Source organism: Streptomyces sp. NPDC051320, assembly GCF_040682175.1.
Lineage (GTDB): Bacteria > Actinomycetota > Actinomycetes > Streptomycetales > Streptomycetaceae > Streptomyces.
The window spans coordinates 74984-95606 of record NZ_JBFBAL010000010.1; the positions used below are offsets into that span (position 1 = coordinate 74984).

The 20623-nt window shown below is 70.4% G+C and carries 17 protein-coding genes and 2 pseudogenes; 17 read left to right on the forward strand and 2 right to left on the reverse strand.

Translation table 11 applies throughout. The features are described 5' to 3' along the window. Positions 1–2: 2 nt before the first annotated feature. Complete coding sequence (locus AB0M87_RS22360) at positions 3–1277, forward strand: MFS transporter (protein ID WP_365855557.1); 1275 nt, start codon at positions 3–5, stop codon at positions 1275–1277. A gap of 36 nt (positions 1278–1313) precedes the next feature. Here the strand turns inward: AB0M87_RS22360 and AB0M87_RS22365 are convergent, their stop codons facing one another. Then, positions 1314–1946, reverse strand: coding sequence for a TIGR03085 family metal-binding protein (locus tag AB0M87_RS22365; protein WP_365855559.1), 633 nt, complete (start codon positions 1944–1946; stop codon positions 1314–1316). A gap of 83 nt (positions 1947–2029) precedes the next feature. Between AB0M87_RS22365 and hisI the strand changes: the two genes are divergently transcribed. From hisI to lgt, 10 genes are all read left to right on the forward strand, one after another. Beyond that, positions 2030–2389, forward strand: coding sequence for a phosphoribosyl-AMP cyclohydrolase (gene hisI, locus AB0M87_RS22370; RefSeq protein WP_365855561.1), 360 nt, complete (start codon positions 2030–2032; stop codon positions 2387–2389). 32 nt (positions 2390–2421) lie between these two features. Beyond that, positions 2422–3936: an anthranilate synthase component I gene (locus tag AB0M87_RS22375; RefSeq protein WP_365855563.1), complete on the forward strand. Its 1515-nt coding sequence runs from the start codon at positions 2422–2424 to the stop codon at positions 3934–3936. A gap of 86 nt (positions 3937–4022) precedes the next feature. After that, a complete protein-coding gene (locus tag AB0M87_RS22380; protein ID WP_365855565.1) occupies positions 4023–4679 on the forward strand; it encodes a TIGR02234 family membrane protein in 657 nt (218 codons plus the stop codon). Positions 4680–4816: 137 nt separating this feature from the next. Beyond that, a complete protein-coding gene (locus AB0M87_RS22385) occupies positions 4817–5065 on the forward strand; it encodes an HGxxPAAW family protein (RefSeq protein ID WP_365855567.1) in 249 nt (82 codons plus the stop codon). 86 nt (positions 5066–5151) lie between these two features. Next, entirely contained in the window at positions 5152–5607 is a 456-nt protein-coding gene (locus AB0M87_RS22390; protein ID WP_365855569.1) for a DUF2752 domain-containing protein, read from the forward strand. A 115-nt stretch (positions 5608–5722) separates the two neighbouring features. Continuing rightward, positions 5723–6532, forward strand: a complete 810-nt coding sequence (trpC, locus tag AB0M87_RS22395; protein WP_365855571.1) for an indole-3-glycerol phosphate synthase TrpC — start codon at positions 5723–5725, stop codon at positions 6530–6532. A gap of 237 nt (positions 6533–6769) precedes the next feature. After that, on the forward strand, positions 6770–8014 hold the full coding sequence (gene trpB, locus AB0M87_RS22400; RefSeq protein WP_365855573.1) for a tryptophan synthase subunit beta: 1245 nt from the start codon (positions 6770–6772) through the stop codon (positions 8012–8014). After that, positions 8011–8823, forward strand: coding sequence for a tryptophan synthase subunit alpha (gene trpA, locus AB0M87_RS22405; RefSeq protein WP_365855575.1), 813 nt, complete (start codon positions 8011–8013; stop codon positions 8821–8823). The genes trpB and trpA overlap by 4 nt, the downstream gene beginning before the upstream one ends. Before the next feature lie 72 nt (positions 8824–8895). Beyond that, positions 8896–9717 (forward strand): thioredoxin domain-containing protein, encoded by an 822-nt coding sequence (locus AB0M87_RS22410; RefSeq protein ID WP_365855577.1) that lies wholly within the window; start codon positions 8896–8898, stop codon positions 9715–9717. Positions 9718–9816: 99 nt separating this feature from the next. Further along, positions 9817–10788: a prolipoprotein diacylglyceryl transferase gene (gene lgt, locus AB0M87_RS22415; protein ID WP_365855579.1), complete on the forward strand. Its 972-nt coding sequence runs from the start codon at positions 9817–9819 to the stop codon at positions 10786–10788. Between the two features lie 347 nt (positions 10789–11135). Here lgt and AB0M87_RS22420 read toward each other — a convergent pair. Beyond that, positions 11136–11384, reverse strand: a pseudogene (locus AB0M87_RS22420) (LacI family DNA-binding transcriptional regulator); the annotation flags it as partial. Positions 11385–11616: 232 nt separating this feature from the next. Between AB0M87_RS22420 and AB0M87_RS22425 the strand changes: the two are divergent. From AB0M87_RS22425 to AB0M87_RS22450, 6 genes and pseudogenes are all read left to right on the forward strand, one after another. Then, positions 11617–12348, forward strand: a complete 732-nt coding sequence (locus tag AB0M87_RS22425; protein ID WP_365855581.1) for a VIT1/CCC1 transporter family protein — start codon at positions 11617–11619, stop codon at positions 12346–12348. Positions 12349–12665: 317 nt separating this feature from the next. Further along, complete coding sequence (gene gltB / locus AB0M87_RS22430; RefSeq protein ID WP_365855583.1) at positions 12666–17261, forward strand: glutamate synthase large subunit; 4596 nt, start codon at positions 12666–12668, stop codon at positions 17259–17261. Beyond that, a complete protein-coding gene (locus tag AB0M87_RS22435) occupies positions 17254–18714 on the forward strand; it encodes a glutamate synthase subunit beta (protein WP_365855585.1) in 1461 nt (486 codons plus the stop codon). Before gltB ends, AB0M87_RS22435 begins: the two co-directional genes overlap by 8 nt. A 174-nt stretch (positions 18715–18888) precedes the next feature. Next, positions 18889–19608, forward strand: a complete 720-nt coding sequence (locus AB0M87_RS22440) for a VWA domain-containing protein (protein WP_365855587.1) — start codon at positions 18889–18891, stop codon at positions 19606–19608. Next, a complete protein-coding gene (locus tag AB0M87_RS22445) occupies positions 19605–20189 on the forward strand; it encodes a HutD family protein (protein ID WP_365855589.1) in 585 nt (194 codons plus the stop codon). Before AB0M87_RS22440 ends, AB0M87_RS22445 begins: the two co-directional genes overlap by 4 nt. Before the next feature lie 48 nt (positions 20190–20237). Next, a pseudogene (locus AB0M87_RS22450) lies at positions 20238–20609 on the forward strand (VOC family protein); the annotation flags it as partial. Positions 20610–20623: the final 14 nt, after the last annotated feature.

Here is a 20623-nt window from a genome sequence, read left to right on the forward strand (position 1 = left end):
CCGTGACCGGCAAGGTCCGCCCCGGGACGAGCACGACCACTGTCGTACCCGCCGAACAGCCCGAGCGGTCCGCTCACCGGGACGGCAACGTGCTGCGCTGGCTCGGTGCGTACGCCGCTTCGACGGTCGGCGACAGCATCTACTACCTGGCGCTCTCCTGGGCGGCGGCCCGCTCCGGCAGCCCCGCCCAGGCCGGGCTCGTCCTCGCCGTCGGCGCGGTACCGCGTGCCCTGCTGATGCTCGGCGGGGGAGTGGTGGCCGACCGCTTCGGCCCGCGCCGGGTCGTCATCGGCAGCGACGCGGCCCGCTCGGTGATCATCCTGGGGATGGCGGGCCTGCTGCTGGTCACCGGTCCGGCGCTCGGCCCGCTGATAGCGGTCGCTCTGGTCTTCGGCGTGGTCGACGCGCTGTTCCTGCCCGCGGTGGGCGCCCTGCCACCGCGGATCACCACGGAGGGCCAACTCGGCCGGGTCCAGGGTCTCCGCGGACTTGCCTCCCGCGTCGCCTCTGTCACCGGCGCCCCGGCCGGTGGCCTCGCGGTCGCGCTCGGCGGGTCGGCGGCCGCGTTCGCCGCGGCGGGCGTGCTCTTCGCGCTCTCGCTGGCACTGCTGCTCTCGGTGCGGATCGCGCCGCCCACCGCGAGCGGTGCGGAGAGCGAAGGTACCGCCTGGCGCGAGCTCGGCGACGGGCTGCGCTACATCCGGGGCCACGCGGTGCTGGCGCCGCTGATGCTGGTCATCGCCATCGGTGAGCTGGGATTCGTCGGACCGCTGAACATCGGCCTCACACTGCTCGCCCAGCAGCGCGGCTGGGGAGCGGCGGGGATGGGATGGATCCTCGCGGCCTTCGGGGCCGGCGCCGGAGCCGCCTCGCTGCTGCTCGCGGTACGAGGACGCATACCGCGGGCCGGCCTGGTGCAGTCGTTCGCTCTGCTCGGCGGAGCCGTTTCCACCGCAGGGCTGGCCTTCGCTCCCTCGGTCGCCCTCGCCGCTGTTGCGGGCGCCTTCATCGGCGGGCTGGCCGGGCTCAGCGGGGCGATCTGCGGAGTGCTGCTGCAGACGGTGACCGAAGCCGCCTACCTGGGCCGGGTCACCTCGGTCGCGACCCTGTTCACCCTCGGCATCGCACCGCTCAGCTACCCGGTGACGGGCGCCGCGATCGGGGCGTGCGGCACCGGCCCGGTCTTCGTCAGCAGCGCCGCCGTCTGCGCAACGGGAGCGCTCATCGGACTGGCCTCCCGGGTGCTGCGCCGGGTGGAACTCGCACGCCAAGCGTGACCGCATCGCGCCACCGCATCGCTCCGCCGCGCGGTCTCACATGCCGAGCTTGGCCTCGATCGCCCTGGCCGAGGCGTCCTTGTCCCCTTCCAGGTCCACCCGCGCCGCGTCCTGCCGGCCGAAGGCGAACATGGTCAGCTCACCCGGCTCCCCGGTGACCGTCACCGCCGGGGTACCGCGGTGGGCCACCGCGGTCTGGCCGTCGGGGCGGCGCAGCACCAGACCCACCGGTGCCTTGCGGCCGATCATCCTGGCCGTCTTCTCCAGTCGCTTCCACAGCGCCTCCGCGAACACCGGGTCCAGCTCACGCGCCGTCCAGTCGGGCTGCGCCCGCCGGACGTCCTCCGTGTGCACATAGAACTCCACGGCATTGGCGCCCTCGTCGACCTGCTTGACCGAAAACGGGGAGAACTTCGGCGGCCCGGTACGGATCAGCTGGATCAGCTCCTCGTACGGCTTCGAGGCGAATTCGCCTTGCACCCGGTCGAGACGCCCCTTGAGCGCGCCGATCATGATTCCGCCCGCCGCGTCGAGGCGCCGCTCCCGGACCACCACATGGGCGGCGAGATCGCGGGTTTTCCAGGCGTGGCAGAGCGTCGCGGCGTCGGGTCCCGCCGCCTCCAAGAGGTCTGCCAGGAGGAGTCGTTCGCGCTTCGCATGGGTCGACATGCCCGCCAGGGTACGGCGGCCGCCCCCGTTCCGCCCAGTGGACGCGGCCCTGGCGTGCCTCCTTCGCACGGCACAATGGACCCATGACCAGCACGCCGGGCCCCAGCGGTCTCGCCCCCGACATCACCGCCCGCCTCAAGCGCACCGCGGACGGCCTGATCCCGGCCATCGCCCAGCAGTACGACACCGGCGAGGTCCTGATGCTCGGCTGGATGGACGACGAGGCCCTGCACCGCACACTCACCACCGGTCGCTGCACCTACTGGTCGCGCAGCCGCCGGGAGTACTGGGTGAAGGGCGACACCTCCGGCCATGTCCAGCACGTCAAGTCGGTGGCGCTGGACTGCGACGCGGACACGGTTCTGGTCAAGGTGGATCAGGTGGGGGCGGCCTGCCACACGGGTGAGCGGACGTGCTTCGACGCGGACGTGCTCCTCGGCTGAGCCGGCTCGCGCCGCGCCCTAAGCTTTCCGCCATGGACCTGGAGACCTTCCGCAAACTCGCCGCAGACCGCCGCGTCATCCCCGTCAGCCGCAAACTCCTCGCCGACGGCGACACCCCGGTGGGCCTCTACCGCAAGCTCGCGGGCGACCGGCCGGGGACGTTTCTCCTCGAGTCGGCGGATGGGGGCACCTCCCACGCGTCGAGCAGTGGGGGAGGGCGCTCCTGGTCCCGTTACTCGTTCATCGGGGTGCGGTCCGCCGCCACCCTCACCGAGCGCGAGGGGCGGACGCACTGGGAGGGCACCCCCCCGGTCGGCGTCCCGGTGGACGGCGACCCGCTCCAGGCGCTGCGCGCCACCGTGCAGGCCCTGCACACCCCGCACGACCTCGCGGCGGGACAGCCGCCGTTCACCGGCGGAATGGTCGGCTATCTGGGGTACGACATCGTGCGCCGGCTGGAGAAGATCGGCCCGGGCGAGCGCGACGACCTCCGGCTCCCCGAGCTGACCATGCTGCTCACCTCGGACCTCGCGGTGCTCGACCACTGGGACGGATCGGTCCTCCTGATCGCCAACGCGATCAACCACAACGACCTCGACACCGGTGTCGACGAGGCGTACGCCGACGCCGTGGCCCGGCTCGACGCCATGGAGGCCGACCTCGCACAGCCCGCCAGGACCGCGCCGGTGACGCTTCCGGCCTCCGAATTGCCGGAGTACACCGCGCTGTGGGGCGGCAAGGCGTACCAGGACGCGGTCGACGACATCAAGGAGCGGATCAGGGCCGGCGAGGCCTTCCAGGTCGTGCCCTCGCAGCGCTTCGAAACCCCGTGCACGGCGAGCGCACTCGACGTCTACCGGGTGCTGCGAGCCACCAACCCGTCGCCGTACATGTACCTGTTCCGCTTCGACGGCTTCGATGTCGTCGGGTCGAGCCCCGAGGCACTGGTCAAGGTCGAGGACGGACGTGCGATGGTCCACCCGATCGCCGGCACCCGCCGCCGGGGCGCCACCCCGCAGGAGGACCAGGCCTTGGCCGAGGAACTGCTCGCGGATCCGAAGGAGCGTGCCGAGCACCTCATGCTCGTCGACCTGGGCCGCAACGACCTGGGGCGGGTCTGCGAGCCGGGCTCCGTCGAGGTCGTGGACTTCATGTCGGTCGAGAAGTACTCGCACGTCATGCACATCGTGTCCACCGTCACAGGCCGGGTGGCCGAAGGCCGTACCGCCTTCGACGTGCTGACCGCGTGCTTCCCCGCGGGCACCCTCTCCGGAGCCCCCAAGCCCCGCGCGATGCAGATCATCGACGAACTCGAGCCGTCGCGGCGCGGACTCTACGGCGGCTGCGTCGGCTATCTGGACTTTGCCGGCGACTCCGACACCGCGATCGCCATCCGCACCGCGCTGCTGCGCGACGGGACGGCATATGTGCAGGCCGGAGCCGGAGTGGTGGCCGACTCCGACCCGGTCGCGGAGGACACGGAGTGCCGTAACAAGGCGGCCGCGGTGCTCCGTGCGGTGCACACGGCCGGCCGGCTCGGCCGGTGAAGGAGCCGTGCCGTTCGGCGCGGGGCGCGGGGCCGGCCGGGTTGTCCCGGGCCCCGGGTGTCGGCCGGTGCGCTTCTCGGGGGATAGTGGACTACGTGAGTGCCGTTCCTACGCCCCGATCCGAAGCAGGACCGGACGCCGCCTCCACGGGCGGCCGCCGCAGTCTTGCCACCGCCCTGGTGCTCGGCGCCATCGGCGCCGCTGTCGTGCTGCTCTCCTCCGGGCAGACCTGGGCCGAGGGCAGGGCCGCCATCGGTGCCGGCGGTTCGCTGCCGCTCTCGGCCGACGGAGGCGACGTCACCGGTGTCCCCACGGCACTGGCGATAGTGGGCCTGGCCGCACTTGTCGCGGTCTTCGCGGTACGCAGCGCCGGCCGGCTGCTGGTCTCCGCGATACTGGCTCTCTGTGGAGCCGGCGCGGCCGCCTCGGCCTTCATCGGCGCCGGTGACAGCAGCGCTCTGGACGAGAAGGCCGCCCGGGTGGCCGGCAACACCGCAGCCACCATCGACTCGCTCTCCCACACCGCATGGCCCTACGTGACAGCCGTCGGCAGCCTGCTGATCCTGATGGCGGGTCTGCTCGCGCTGCGGTACGGCAAACAGTGGCCGGCCATGTCCGGACGCTACGAGCGCGACGGCACACCCCGACCGCGTCGAGCCCCCCGCCGGGCGCCGGACCCGGAACGGCCCGAGGAGATCTGGAAAGCACTCGACCGCGGTGAGGACCCGACCCGCGAAGCGTGACGGACGGCTCACCCCCCCGTTCGGTGCGTGGTGAACGGGTGCGAGACAATGCGTGCACAGATCTTTGACGTCAGCTTTTGACGCACAGCACTTTTGACGTACAGCACTTTTGACGTACAGCTAACGAGGAGCAGCTCATGGCGGGCACCAGCCACGGACACACCCCGGCCGCCTGGACCGGCGTCATCATCGCCTTCATCGGCTTCTGCGTGGCGGGCGCCTTCATGGTCGCGGCCAATCCGTTCGGGTTCTGGGCCGGTCTGGTCGTGGTCGCCGTCGGCGGCGTCGTCGGCTACGCCATGAAGCTCGCCGGACTGGGCATGCCCAAGGAGAGCGAAGAGCAAGCCAGCGCCAGGAACCAGGCCGCTCAGTACCAGCAGCACTGACCGCGGACTTCCGTACGCGGACTTCCGGTGCGAGGCGCAGCCCCCCACGGGCTGCGCCTTCTCGCGTGAACGGGGAGAATCACCGAGTGGATCCATACGCAACGCCCGCCGCCTTCCGGCCCCAGCGGTCGGCCCCCTCACCCGAATCGCTGGTCCGGCGACTCCTCACCCCGCTCGGCACCCTGGTCGCCGTGGGTGCCGCCTTCGGATACGTGGGCACGGTCGACCCGAATCACCCCGGCCACTACCCGGTCTGCCCGCTGCTGGCGCTCACCGGGATCTACTGCCCCGGCTGCGGGGGGCTGCGCAGCGCCCACGCGGTCGCCCACGGCGATTTCCGGGCCGCTCTCGGTGACAACGCGCTCGCCGTCGTCGGCTACGGCGTCTTCGCCGTGGTGATGGCCGTGTGGCTGATTCGCGCCGTACGCGGGCGCCCCACCCAGGTCACGCTCCGTCCGGCGTACTGGTGGGCGATCGGTGCCGTGATCCTGGTTTTCACCGTGGTACGGAACCTCCCCCTGGGGTCGGCTCTGGCTCCGTGAGCGCCCACCCAGTGGGACTCCCACCGGCTGGATGCGGAGCCCGCGCACTTATGCGGATAACATCGGAGTGGCTGAACCTGCTCCATCCACACCGTCCCGGAAGGGGGCCGCTCGCGTGAGTGTGCTCGACGAGATCATCGAAGGCGTACGCGCCGACCTCGCGGAACGGCAGGCGAGCGTCAGTCTCGATGAGCTCAAGGAGCGCGCGGCGAAGGCCCGCCCGGCGCAGGACGGGGTCGCCGCGCTGCGCGGCGACAGCGTGAAGGTGATCTGCGAGGTCAAACGCTCCAGCCCGTCGAAGGGCGCGCTGGCCGCGATCGCCGACCCCGCCGCGCTCGCCGCCGACTACGAGGCCGGCGGCGCCTCGGTGATCTCCGTGCTCACCGAGCAGCGCCGCTTCGGCGGATCGCTCTCTGACCTGGAAGCGGTCCGGGCCAAGGTCGACATCCCGGTCCTGCGCAAGGACTTCATCGTCACCGCCTACCAGCTCTGGGAGGCGCGGGCCTACGGCGCCGACCTGGTGCTGCTGATCGTCGCGGCGCTGGAGCAGGAGGCGCTGGTCTCGCTGATCGAGCGCGCCGAGTCGATCGGGCTCACCCCGCTGGTCGAGGCGCACGACGAGGACGAAGCCGAACGAGCCGTCGAGGCCGGTGCCCGGATCGTCGGGGTCAACGCACGCAACCTCAAGACGCTCAAGGTCGACCGCGGCACCTTCGAACGGGTCGCCCCCGAGATCCCGGCGCACGTGGTCAGGGTCGCCGAGTCCGGGGTCCGCGGTCCGCACGACCTGATCGCCTACGCCAACGCGGGCGCCGACGCGGTCCTGGTCGGCGAGTCGCTGGTCACCGGCGGAAACCCGAAGTCGGCCGTCGCCGACCTCGTCGCCGCCGGTGCCCACCCCGCGCTGCGCCACGGGCGGGGCTGACCCGTCATGACCGCCTTCGCCGCCCTCCTCCGCGGGTGCAAGCCGCGCGGCTGCCGTGCGCCCGCACGGCGGGTGCGGGGGCGGCGGGTGCGCTATCACATCGGCTCCGAACCCGGCCAGATCAACGGCATGCGATGGCGTCGCTGAGCGAACCGCTCAGCGACACCGCCCACCTCCCCCGTACACGACCCCTCGTACCCGGTCGTGTACCCGCAAGCGCACCCGTGGAGATCACGCATGTCTTCAGATTTCTTCATTCCCGACCCCGACGGCCGGGTCCCGAGCACCGACGGCTATTTCGGTGAATTCGGCGGCAAGTTCATCCCCGAGGCGCTGGTGGCCGCGGTGGACGAGGTAGCCGTCGAGTACGACAAGGCGAAGGCCGACTCGTCGTTCGCGGCCGAGCTCAACGCGCTCATGGTCGACTACACAGGACGGCCGAGCGCCCTCACCGAGGTCCCGCGCTTCGCCGAGCACGCGGGCGGCGTGCGGATGTTCCTCAAGCGCGAGGACCTCAACCACACCGGCTCGCACAAGATCAACAACGTGCTCGGCCAGGCACTGCTCACCAAGCGGATGGGCAAGACCAGGGTCATCGCCGAGACCGGGGCCGGTCAGCACGGCGTCGCGACGGCGACCGCCTGCGCGCTGTTCGGCCTCGAATGCACCATCTACATGGGTGAGATCGACACCGAACGCCAGGCACTCAACGTCGCCAGGATGCGCATGCTCGGCGCCGAGGTCATCGCCGTGAAGTCGGGCAGCCGCACCCTCAAGGACGCCATCAACGAAGCGTTCCGCGACTGGGTCGCCAACGTGGACCGCACGCACTACCTCTTCGGTACGGTCGCAGGACCGCACCCCTTCCCCGCCATGGTGCGCGACTTCCACCGGGTGATCGGGGTGGAGGCGCGGCGGCAGATCCTGGAGCGGACCGGGCGGCTGCCCGACGCGGTCGCCGCCTGCGTCGGCGGCGGTTCCAACGCCATCGGGCTCTTCCACGCGTTCCTCCCGGACGCCGGGGTCCGGCTGCTCGGCTTCGAGCCGGCCGGACACGGCATCGAGACCGGCGAGCACGCGGCCACTCTCTCCGCCGGTGAGCCGGGCATCCTGCACGGCTCACGGTCGTACGTCCTGCAGGACGAGGAGGGCCAGATCACCGAGCCCTACTCGATCTCGGCGGGCCTCGACTACCCGGGAATCGGCCCGGAGCACGCCTATCTGAAGGACATCGGGCGGGGTGAATACCGCGCGATCACCGACGACCAGGCCATGCAGGCGCTGCGGCTGCTCTCGCGTACCGAGGGCATCATTCCGGCCATCGAGTCCGCGCACGCGCTGGCCGGTGCGCTGGACCTCGGCAAGGAACTCGGCAAGGACGGCCTGATCGTGGTCAATCTGTCCGGCCGCGGTGACAAGGACATGGACACGGCTGCCCGCTACTTCGGGCTGTACGGCGCGGATGCGGAGGTCACCAAGTGAGCGGCAACATCGAACTGCTGAGTTCGGTCCTCGACCGGGCGAAGACCGAGAACCGGGCCGCGCTCATCGCGTACCTGCCGGCCGGGTTCCCCACCGTCGACGGCGGGATCGCCGCCGTGAAGGCGGTCATCGACGGCGGCGCCGACATCGTCGAGGTCGGTCTGCCGCACAGCGACCCGGTCCTCGACGGCCCGGTCATCCAGACCGCCGACGACATCGCCCTCAAGGGCGGGGTGAAGATCGCCGACGTACTCCGCACGGTGCGCGAGGCCTACCGGGCGACCGGCGCGCCGATCCTGGTGATGACCTACTGGAACCCCGTCGACCGGTACGGCGTCGAGCGTTTCACCGCGGAACTGGCCGAGGCGGGCGGGTCCGGCTGCATCCTGCCCGATCTGCCGGTCCAGGAGTCCGCGCTGTGGCGTGAGCACGCGGAGAAGCACGGTCTGGCCACCGTCTTCGTCGTCGCCCCGAGCAGCAAGGACGAACGCCTCGCGACGATCACCGCCGCCGGGTCCGGTTTTGTGTACGCGGCCTCCCTGATGGGCGTCACCGGCACCAGGGCCTCGGTGGGCGAGCAGGCCCAGGACCTGGTCCGGCGCACCCGGGCCACCACCGCACTGCCCGTCTGCGTGGGGCTCGGCGTCTCGAACGCCGCTCAGGCCGCGGAGGTCGCCGGATTCTCCGACGGCGTGATCGTCGGGTCAGCGTTCGTCAAGCGCATGCTGGACGCGGCCGACGAGGGCGCCGGTCTGGTGGCCGTACGCGAACTGGCGGGCGAGCTGGCCAAGGGCGTACGCCGAAGCTGACGGCGTCGCTCGTACGGGTGGAAGTGGGACCGGGGAGGCACGCTGGTGCCTCCCCGGTTCGTTGCTGGGGGTGTGAGCGAGAAGAACCGAGACGCGAAGAGGGCCGCCCGAGAGCGGCTCATCGAAGAGCGCCAGAAGCAGAAGGCGCGGGACAAGCGCAGGCGCGGACTGATCGTCGGCGGAGCCGTGGTGGGCGTACTGGCGCTGGCCGCCGCGATCGGCGTCGTCGCGGCCGACTCCGGCGACGACAGCGGCGGCACCACCGCGCACGCGGTGCTCCCACCGCAGGGCGCGACCGGAAAGGACAGCCTGGCGATCCCGGTGGGCGCGAGCGACGCACCGTCCACGCTCACGGTGTGGGAGGACTTCCGCTGCCCGGCCTGCGACCAGTTCGAGACCGATTTCCGCAGCACCATCCATGAGCTCGAGAAATCCGGTCAGGTCAAGGTCGAATACCACCTGGTCACCCTGATCGACGGCAATATGGGCGGATCCGGCTCCCTGCGCGCTGCCAACGCGGCCGCCTGTGCGCAGTCCGCGGGGAAGTTCCCCGCCTACCACGACGTGCTGTACGAGAACCAGCCCGAGGAGACCGACGACGCCTTCGCCAAGAACAGCCGGCTGATCGAGCTGGCGGGTAGGGTCCCCGGGCTGAAGACGGCCGCCTTCACCTCCTGTGTGAACGAGGGGAAGCACGACGGCTGGGTGGAGAAGTCCAATGCGGCCTTCCAGCAGGGCAAGTTCAGCGGCACGCCCACCGTCCAGCTGAACGGCGAACCGATCTACCCGAAGAAGGGCAATGAGCAGATCACACCCGCCCATCTGAAGAAGTGGGTCACCGAGGCGAACAAGGGGAAGAAGCCGGGCACCCGCTCGCCGAGCCCCTCGGCCTGACGCCCCTCGGCCGGACGCCGTTCGGTCGCCCCTCGTTATCACTACGTTGCCGGGTGGGTTGCCCCCTGCCCCGCCCGGCAAGGTAGCGTCGACGGTGCCATGAACCTTGCCTTCATCCCCAGTCCGTCGACCGGCGTGGTCCACCTCGGACCGATTCCGCTGCGCGGCTATGCGTTCTGCATCATCATCGGTGTCTTCGTCGCCGTCTGGTACGGCAACAAGCGCTGGGTCGCCCGGGGCGGCAACGCCGGCACCGTGGCCGACATCGCCGTGTGGGCCGTGCCCTTCGGGCTGGTCGGCGGGCGGCTCTACCACGTCATCACCGACTATGAGCTGTACTTCACCGACGGCCGGGACTGGGTCAACGCTTTCAAGATCTGGGAGGGCGGCCTCGGTATCTGGGGCGCGGTCGCGCTCGGCGCGGTCGGAGCCTGGATCGGCTGCCGCCGTCGCGGCATCCCGCTGCCGGCCTGGGCCGACACGCTGGCACCCGGCCTCGCCTTCGCCCAGGCCATCGGCCGCTGGGGGAACTGGTTCAACCAGGAGCTGTACGGCAAGCGGACGGACCTGCCGTGGGCGCTCAAGATCAGCGCCGGCCCGGACCGTGTCGCCGGGACCTACCACCCGACGTTCCTCTACGAGTCGCTCTGGTGCGTCGGTGTCGGGCTGCTCGTCATCTGGGCGGACCGCCGCTTCAAGCTCGGCCACGGCCGGGCCTTCGCCCTGTACGTCGCCTCCTACTGCGTCGGACGCGGCTGGATCGAGTACATGCGGGTCGACGACGCACACCACATTCTCGGGGTGCGGCTCAACGACTGGACCGCGATGATCGTGTTCCTGCTCGCGGTGTCCTACTTCGTCATCTCGTCGAAGCTGCGCCCGGGCCGCGAGCCGATCGTGGAACCCGCCGCGGGGGCCGCGGGGGCCGCTGAAGCGGCCGAGGGGTCCGAGCCCGACGCCGAGGCCACCCCGGAGCCCGACGCGGGCCCCGACCCCGCCGAGCCGGAATCCGACCCGGACACCACCCCCCCAGCCGAAACCAAGGCAGAAGCCAAGGCCGACCAGGCCTGACCCCGTGCGGGGGTGGCCTGCGGACGCCACCCCCGCGGTGTTCATCCCGCCGGGGGCAACCCTGCCGAGACCCCCTCCGCGGGGTGACCCTTGTTGCCGGCGCACCCCCGCGGGGCAACCCCTGCCGGGCCAGCCTCCGTGGGGATATGACCCCGCAGGGCAAAATCCAGCCCCTCCGGCGTTTGAGGAGCGGGGTCTGGGGCGGAGCCCCAGAAGAGGGCGACGGGCGCCAGCCCCGGCGATCGCACCCCGCCAACTCAAGCGTGCGCCGACCCCCGTGGCAGCCCCGCCGGCCGTCGCGGGAGACGTCAGCGCTGGTAGCGGTCGAGGACGCACTGGCCGAACCCGCGGACCATCGCCCCGTACACCGGGTCCCCGATGTCCTCCATCGCGAAGGTCAGCTGCCGGGCCCTGCCGCCCTTGAGGGAACGGGCGACCGCGTTCGGCACGTAACCGGGCTCCGCCACCGCGCGCTCGACCTTCTGGACGGTTGCCGGGCGGGTGCTCATCCCGTTGAGCACCCGGGAGACGGACGCGATGGAAACCCCTGCGCGCTCGGCGATCGACACGATGGTCGGTGGCCCGTTGTGCGACATGGCTGCCCCTGACCGGCTGAACCGGAAACGTTTACAGACGGTGCTCACAGGTTCCTCGGCCGTCAATGAGATCGCCGTGTGATCCATCTCTCGAAGGCGCTTCCGACGGGGTCGGAGAAGTGCCGTTCGGGGCCTCTCCCGCCTTGGTAAGTACGGCCTTCCTTGCTGGCGGGAGGTGCTTTTGGTGCGTACTTTCGAGCTTGTCGATGAACGGAAGAGGGGGCCTGGACCGATGTCCATCATGGAGAACGAGGCGACGCTGCATGTGGCGCATCGCGACAATCACACCCATCGCGACGTCAACGGCGGATGGCTGCGCCCGGCCGTCTTCGGCGCCATGGACGGTCTGGTCTCCAACCTCGCCCTGATGACGGGTGTCGCGGGCGGTGACGTCTCGCACCGCACCCTCGTGATCACCGGGCTCGCCGGGCTGGCGGCCGGTGCCTTCTCGATGGCCGCCGGTGAGTACACCTCGGTGGCGTCCCAGCGCGAACTGGTCGAGGCCGAGCTGGCCGTCGAACGGCGAGAACTGCGCAAGCACCCGCTGGACGAGATGAGAGAACTCGCCGAGCTCTACGTATCGCGTGGCGTGGAGCCCGAGCTGGCCGCCGCGGTGGCCGAGCAGCTGTCCAGAGACCCCGAGCAGGCCCTCGAGATCCATGCCAGGGAAGAGCTCGGCATCGACCCCGACGAGCTGCCCTCCCCGCTCGTCGCGGCGCTGTCCTCCTTCGGGGCCTTCGGGCTGGGCGCCCTGCTGCCGCTGCTGCCCTACCTCCTCGGCGCCAGTACGCTCTGGCCCGCCCTGCTGCTCGCGCTGATCGGGCTCTTCGGGTGCGGTGCGGTAGTGGCGAGGGTCACTGCCCGCTCCTGGTGGTACAGCGGACTCCGGCAGCTCACACTGGGAGGAGCGGCCGCCGGCATCACCTACGCCCTCGGGGCACTGTTCGGCACCGCCGTAGGATGAGACACTATGCAAGGCGCTACATAATTAGTCGATAACTCGTCGGTTACCCGACGGTTTCGAGCAGCTGCCCTGCGGGCATAAGGCGGAGGCGCCGAGGGCAATGACGCCCACTCCGCTTCGGGTCGACGATTCCGGGCCGACAGTCACCCTGTCCGACCCCTTGAGCCCCACCCCCACCGCACCCACGGTGTCCGCATGTTGGAATGATTCATCCGCTTTTCGAGAACCGCTCCATCATGTAACCTGCTCGAAATTTCGCAGAGGGCCAACGTCGTCCCAACGCACTTGCCTATGCCACGACGACGACGGGAGAGCCGATGCGCATCCACGCCTGGTCGCCCATGGACGGTCGCCCCGCCCAGCAGGGGATGTACGACCCCCGCAACGAACACGACGCCTGCGGTGTCGGGTTCGTGGCCACTCTTACCGGTGTGGCCAGCCATGAGCTGGTCGAACAGGCGCTGACCGTACTGCGCAATCTCGAACACCGCGGCGCCACCGGCTCCGAGCCGGACTCCGGTGACGGTGCGGGAATTCTGCTCCAGGTACCGGACACCTTCCTCCGCGAGGTCGCCGGCTTCGAGCTCCCCGAAGCGGGTGCGTACGCCGTCGGCACGGCCTTCCTGCCGCTCGACGAGACCCCCGCCGCCGTCTCGCGGATTGAGACGATCGCGGCCGAAGAGGGCCTCACCGTCCTCGGCTGGCGCGAGGTCCCCGTCACGCCGGACCTCCTCGGCAACGGCGCCCGCGTCACCATGCCCGAGTTCCGCCAGCTCTTCGTCACCGACGACGCTGTCACCGACACGGCCGCAGGCCGGGACGCTGCCCCCGCCACGGGCATCGCGCTCGACCGCAAGGCGTTCGTCCTGCGCAAGCGTGCCGAGCGCGAAGCCGGGGTGTACTTCCCCTCGCTCTCCGCCCGCACCATCGTCTACAAGGGCATGCTCACCACCGGGCAGCTGGAGCCGTTCTTCCCGGACCTCTCCGACCGCCGCTTCGCCACCACCATCGCCCTGGTGCACTCGCGCTTCTCGACCAACACCTTCCCCAGCTGGCCGCTGGCCCACCCGTACCGCTTCGTCGCGCACAACGGCGAGATCAACACGGTCAAGGGCAACCGCAACTGGATGAAGGCCCGTGAGTCCCAGCTGGCCTCCCACCTCTTCGGGACCGAGAAGCTGGACCGGATCTTCCCCGTCTGCACCCCGGACGCATCGGACTCCGCCTCCTTCGACGAGGTCCTCGAGCTGCTCCACCTCGGCGGCCGCTCGCTCCCGCACTCGGTGCTGATGATGGTCCCCGAGGCGTGGGAGAACCACGACTCGATGGACCCGGCCCGCCGCGCCTTCTACCAGTACCACTCCACGATGATGGAGCCCTGGGACGGCCCGGCCTGCGTCACCTTCACCGACGGCACCCAGGTCGGCGCGGTCCTCGACCGCAACGGTCTGCGACCCGGCCGCTACTGGGTCACCGACGACGGCCTCGTCGTGCTCTCCTCCGAGGTCGGCGTCCTGGACATCGACCCCGCCAAGGTCGTCCGCAAGGGCCGCCTGCAGCCCGGCCGGATGTTCCTGGTCGACACCGCCGAGCACCGCATCATCGAGGACGACGAGATCAAGGCCTCGCTCGCCGCCGAGCAGCCGTACGAGGAATGGCTGGAGACCGGCGAGATCGAGCTCGAGGACCTCCCCGAGCGCGAACACATCGTGCACACCCACGCCTCGGTCACCCGCCGCCAGCAGACCTTCGGCTACACCGAGGAAGAGCTGCGCGTCATTCTGGCGTCGATGGCCCGCACCTCCGGTGAACCGCTGGGCTCCATGGGCACCGACTCCCCCATCGCCGCGCTCTCCGAGCGCCCCCGGCTGCTCTTCGACTACTTCACCCAGCTCTTCGCCCAGGTCACCAACCCGCCGCTGGACGCCATCCGCGAGGAACTCGTCACCTCCCTGCGCTCCACCGTCGGCCCCGCCGGCAACATCCTGGAGCCCACGGCGGCCGCCTGCCGCAGTGTGACGCTGCCCTTCCCGGTGATCGACAACGACGAGCTGGCCAAGCTCATACACATCAACGCCGACGGCGACATGCCCGGCATGAAGGCCGCCACCCTGGCCGGCCTCTACCGGGTCGGCGGCGGTGGCGACGCCCTCGCCGCCCGGCTGAAGGAGATCTGCGACGAGACGGACGCCGCCATCGAGGCGGGCGCCCGGCTGATCGTCCTCTCCGACCGGCATTCGGACGCCGAACACGCACCGATTCCTTCGCTGCTGCTCACCTCCGCCGTCCACCACCACCTCATCCGCACCAAGCAGCGCACCCAGGTGGGCCTGCTGGTCGAGGCCGGTGACGTACGCGAGGTCCACCACGTCGCCCTGCTGATCGGCTACGGCGCCGCCGCGGTCAACCCCTACCTCGCCATGGAATCCGTCGAGGACCTGGTCCGCGCGGGCACCTTCATCGAGGGCCTGGACGCCGAGCAGGCCATCCGCAACCTGATCTACGCGCTCGGCAAGGGCGTCCTGAAGGTCATGTCCAAGATGGGCATCTCGACCGTCGCCTCCTACCGCGGCGCCCAGGTGTTCGAAGCCGTCGGCCTCGACCAGTCCTTCGTCGACACCTACTTCAACGGCACCGCCACCAAGATCGGCGGCGCCGGCCTGGACGTCGTCGCCACCGAGGTCGCCGCCCGGCACGCCAAGGCGTACCCCGCCTCCGGCATCTCCGCCTCGCACCGCAAGCTGGAGATCGGTGGCGAGTACCAGTGGCGCCGCGAGGGCGAGCCGCACCTCTTCGACCCCGAGACGGTCTTCCGGCTCCAGCACGCCGCGCGCTCGCGCCGGTACGACATCTTCAAGAAGTACACGGACCGGGTGAACGAGCAGTCCGAGCGGCTCATGACGCTCCGCGGGCTCTTCGGCTTCAAGTCGGATCGCGAGCCGATCTCCATCGACGAGGTCGAGCCCGTCTCCGAGATCGTCAAGCGCTTCTCCACCGGCGCCATGTCGTACGGCTCCATCTCCAAGGAGGCGCACGAGACCCTCGCCATCGCCATGAACCAGCTGGGCGGCAAGTCCAACACCGGCGAGGGCGGCGAGGACGCCGACCGGCTCTACGACCCGGCACGCCGCTCGTCCATCAAGCAGGTCGCCTCCGGCCGCTTCGGTGTGACCTCGGAGTACCTGGTCAACGCGGACGACATCCAGATCAAGATGGCCCAGGGCGCCAAGCCCGGCGAGGGCGGTCAGCTGCCCGGCCACAAGGTGTACCCCTGGGTCGCCAAGACCCGGCACTCCACCCCCGGTGTCGGCCTGATCTCCCCGCCGCCGCACCACGACATCTACTCCATCGAGGACCTGGCCCAGCTGATCCACGACCTCAAGAACGCGAACCCGCAGGCGCGGATTCACGTCAAGCTGGTCTCCGAGGTCGGCGTCGGCACCGTCGCCGCCGGCGTCTCCAAGGCGCACGCGGACGTCGTGCTGATCTCCGGCCACGACGGCGGCACCGGCGCGTCCCCGCTCACCTCGCTGAAGCACGCCGGCGGCCCCTGGGAGCTCGGCCTCGCCGAGACCCAGCAGACCCTGCTGCTGAACGGCCTGCGCGACCGCATCGTCGTACAGACCGACGGCCAGCTGAAGACCGGCCGTGACGTCATCATCGCCGCGCTGCTCGGCGCCGAGGAGTTCGGTTTCGCGACCGCGCCCCTCGTCGTCTCCGGCTGCGTCATGATGCGCGTCTGCCACCTCGACACCTGCCCGGTCGGCATCGCCACCCAGAACCCGGTGCTGCGCGACCGGTTCTCCGGCAAGGCCGAGTACATCGTCAACTTCTTCCGGTTCATCGCCGAAGAGGTCCGCGAACTCCTCGCCGAGCTGGGCTTCCGCACCGTCGAGGAGGCCGTCGGCCACGCCGAGCTCCTCGACACCGAGCGGGCCGTGAACCACTGGAAGGCGCAGGGGCTCAACCTCGAGCCGCTGTTCTTCGTGCCGGAGCTGGCCGAGGGCGCCGTACGCCACCAGGTCACCGTGCAGGACCACGGTCTGGAGAAGGCGCTCGACAACCAGCTGATCAAGCTCGCGGCCGACGCCCTCGACGCGGACTCCGCCGAGGCCGCCCAGCCGGTCCGCGCGCAGGTCGCGATCCGCAACATCAACCGGACCGTCGGCACCATGCTCGGCCACGAGGTGACCAGGAAGTTCGGTGGCGCGGGACTGCCCGACGACACCATCGACATCACCTTCACCGGCTCCGCGGGCCAGTCGTTCGGCGCCTTCGTGCCGCACGGCGTGACCCTCCGCCTGGAGGGCGACGCCAACGACTACGTCGGCAAGGGCCTCTCCGGCGGCCGGGTCGTGGTCCGCCCGGACCGCGGCGCCGACCACCTCGCCGAGTACTCCACCATCGCGGGCAACACCATCGCCTACGGCGCCACCGGCGGCGAGCTGTTCCTCCGCGGCCGCACCGGCGAGCGGTTCTGCGTCCGCAACTCCGGCGCGACGGTCGTCTCGGAAGGCGTGGGCGACCACGGCTGCGAGTACATGACCGGCGGCCACGCCGTGGTGCTGGGCGAGACCGGGCGTAACTTCGCGGCGGGAATGTCCGGCGGTGTCGCGTACGTTATCGACCTCGACCCCGACAACGTGAACGTCGGCAACGTCGGCGCCATCGAGACCCTCGACGACACCGACCGGCAGTGGCTGCACGACGTCGTGCGCCGCCACCACGAGGAGACCGCGTCCACCGTGGCCGAGAAGCTCCTCGCCGACTGGGACACCGCGGTGACCCGCTTCAGCAAGATCATCCCGACCACCTACAAGGCAGTGCTCGCCGCCAAGGACGCCGCTGAGCTGGCAGGTCTCTCGGAGACCGAAACCACCGAGAAGATGATGGAGGCGGCGACCAATGGCTGACCCCAAGGGCTTTTTGACCACGGGCCGCGAGGTCGCACAGACCCGCCCCGTCGAGGAGCGGGTGAAGGACTGGAACGAGGTCTACGTTCCCGGTTCGCTGCTCCCGATCGTCAGCAAGCAGGCCGGCCGCTGCATGGACTGCGGCATCCCGTTCTGCCACAACGGCTGTCCGCTCGGGAACCTCATTCCGGAGTGGAACGACTACGCGTACCGCGAGGACTGGTCGGCGGCGAGCGAGCGGCTGCACGCCACCAACAACTTCCCGGAGTTCACCGGCCGGCTGTGCCCCGCACCCTGCGAGTCGGCGTGCGTGCTGGGCATCAACCAGCCGCCCGTCACCATCAAGAACGTCGAAGTCTCCATCATCGACAAGGCCTGGGACAGCGGCGACGTCACCCCGCAGCCGCCCGAGCGGCTCTCCGGCAAGACGGTCGCCGTCATCGGCTCGGGACCGGCGGGTCTCGCCGCCGCCCAGCAGCTCACCCGGGCAGGCCACACGGTCGCCGTCTACGAGCGCGCCGACCGCATCGGCGGACTGCTCAGGTACGGCATCCCCGCCTTCAAGATGGAGAAGTCGCACATCAACCGCCGCATCGAGCAGATGCGCGCGGAGGGCACCAAGTTCCGCACCGAGACCGAGATCGGCCGCGACATCGACGCCGCGAAGCTGCGCCGCAGGTACGACGCGGTGGTCATCGCCGCCGGCGCCACGGTCTCCCGCGACCTGCCGGTACCCGGCCGCGAGCTGAACGGCATCCACTTCGCCATGGAGTACCTGCCGCTCGCCAACAAGGTGCAGGAGGGCGACCTCACGGTGGCCCCGATCACCGCCGAGGGCAAGCATGTGGTGGTCATCGGCGGCGGTGACACCGGCGCGGACTGCGTGGGCACCGCCCACCGTCAGGGCGCCGCATCGGTCACCCAGCTCGAGATCATGCCGAAGCCCGGCGAAGAGCGGAATCCGGGTCAGCCCTGGCCGACCTTCCCGATGCTCTACAAGGTCACCTCCGCGCACGAGGAGGGCGGCGAGCGGATCTACGCCGTCTCGACCACCCACTTCGAGGGCGACGAGGACGGCAACGTCCAGTCCCTGCACCTCATCGAGGTGGAGTTCAAGGACGGCAAGCTGGAACAGCTGCCCGGCACCGAGCGCCGGATCCCGGCGCAGCTGGTCACCCTCGCGATGGGTTTCACCGGCACCGACCAGGCCAACGGCCTGGTGCAGCAGTTCGGCCTGGAGCTCGACGCCCGCGGCAACATCGCCCGCGACGCCGACTTCGCGACCAATGTCCCCGGGGTGTACGTTGCCGGTGACGCGGGCCGCGGCCAGTCGCTGATCGTCTGGGCGATCGCCGAGGGCCGCTCCGCGGCACGCGGCGTGGACCGTTTCCTCACGGGCGCCAGCGAACTGCATGCCCCGATCAAGCCGACGGACCGCGCACTGGTGGTCTGACCGGCTCCACGGAACGTCCCGCACAATGGGGTGCGGAACTGATCACGGCGTCTGCCCTGTCCCCGACCGGACCCTGGGTGGGCGCCGTGGCGCGTCCCGGCGGTGTCGTACGCTCAACTCGCCCCGGCCCTCCGACGAACGGGCCCGGGCCGGACGACCGAGCGGGAGCGACGCATGGCCATCAGCCTCCAGAAGATGCAGGAGACGGCGCCCGCGCTCGTCAGCCTCTACAAGAGCGCCGGAATATCCCTGCAGAAGCACGGCCTGCACGGTGAGCGGGTCGCGGTCTACCTGGTCATCGACTACTCGGGCTCGATGAAGCCGTACTACGACGACGGCAGCGTCCAGGCCCTCGCCGATCGTGTCCTGGGACTCTCCGCCCATCTCGACGACGACGGGACCGTCCCCGTGGTCTTCTTCTCCACGGAGGTCGACGCGGTGGAGCACGTGGCGCTCAGCAACCATCAGGGGCGGGTGAACGAGATCGCCGCGAGCCTCGGGCACATGGGGAAGACCAGCTACCACCTGGCGATGGACGCCGTCATCGACCACTACCTGGACAGCGGCTCGACCGCGCCGGCCCTGGTGGTCTTCCAGACGGACGGCGGCCCCATCAACAAGCTCGCCGCCGAGCGCTACGTCTGCAAGGCGGCCAAGCTACCGCTGTTCTGGCAGTTCATCGGCTTCGGAAACCCGGCGAGCAAGCAGTTCGACTTCCTCCGCAAGCTCGACGAACTCGCGGTGCCCGCCCGCAGACCCATCGACAACGCCGGTTTCTTCCACGCGGGCAGCGACCCCCGCAAGGTCCCCGACACGGAGCTGTACGACCGGCTGGTGTCCGAATTCCCGGCCTGGCTGAGAGCGGCCCGCGCCAACGGGACGGTGCGACCGTGACCGTCACGCTGCTGAGGGCCACGGACCGGACGGCGACGCGGTGGAAGAACGGCGGCGGAATCACCCGGGAGATCGCCGCCGCGCCCCCGGGCGCCGGAATGGACGACTTCGCCTGGCGGGTGAGCCTCGCCGAGGTCAAGGACGACGGGCCCTTCTCCGCCTTCCCCGGCGTCACCCGGACCCTCACCGTGGCCGAGGGCGCGGGCATGGAGCTCACGGTCGACGGCGTCCGGCGAACGGTCGGCGAGCGGTTCCGGCCACAGGACTTCGCCGGTGACGCCCGGACACACGGCCGCCTGCTCGACGGTCCGGTGGTCAACTTCAACGTCATGTACCGCCCCGGGCTCACCGAGGCGCTCACCGCAGTCGTACGCGGCCGGCTCACCGTGTCCATACCGCCCGGCGGGACCGTCCTGGTCGTCGCGCTCGACGGGACGGCGGTCATCGAGGGAGCCGGAGCGGAACTCGGACCGCACGACGCCGCGTTGCTGACCGGCGAATCGCCGGGGGTCCTGCGGGCCGACGGCCGCACCGCGGTGGTCACCTTCTCCCCGGCCCCCGACGGCGCCCCGTGCCCCTGACGGCGCAGGGACTGACGGCGCTGAGAACGGTGCGGCATAGTGGCGATCATGACTTCGTTTGTGCGCCATGTGACCGTCGACTGCGCCGACGCCTACCGGCTCGGCAGCTTCTGGGCCCAGGTCCTCGACATCCCGCTGACCGACGAGGACAAGCCGGGGGACCCGGAAGCGCTGGTGCAGGCGCCCGGCTTCGGCCTGCTGTTCATCCAGGTTCCCGAGCCCAAGTCGGTGAAGAACCGGCTTCACCTGGATCTGCAGCCGACCGACCGCACCCGGGAGGAAGAGGTCGAACGGCTGCTGGCGCTCGGCGCCACCCTGGTGGAGGACCACCGCAGGCCCGACGGACGCGGCTGGGCGACCATGGCCGACATCGAAGGCAATGAGTTCTGTGTGGAGCGGAGCACCGGCGAGCGCTCCGCGTAACCGGCCGTGGA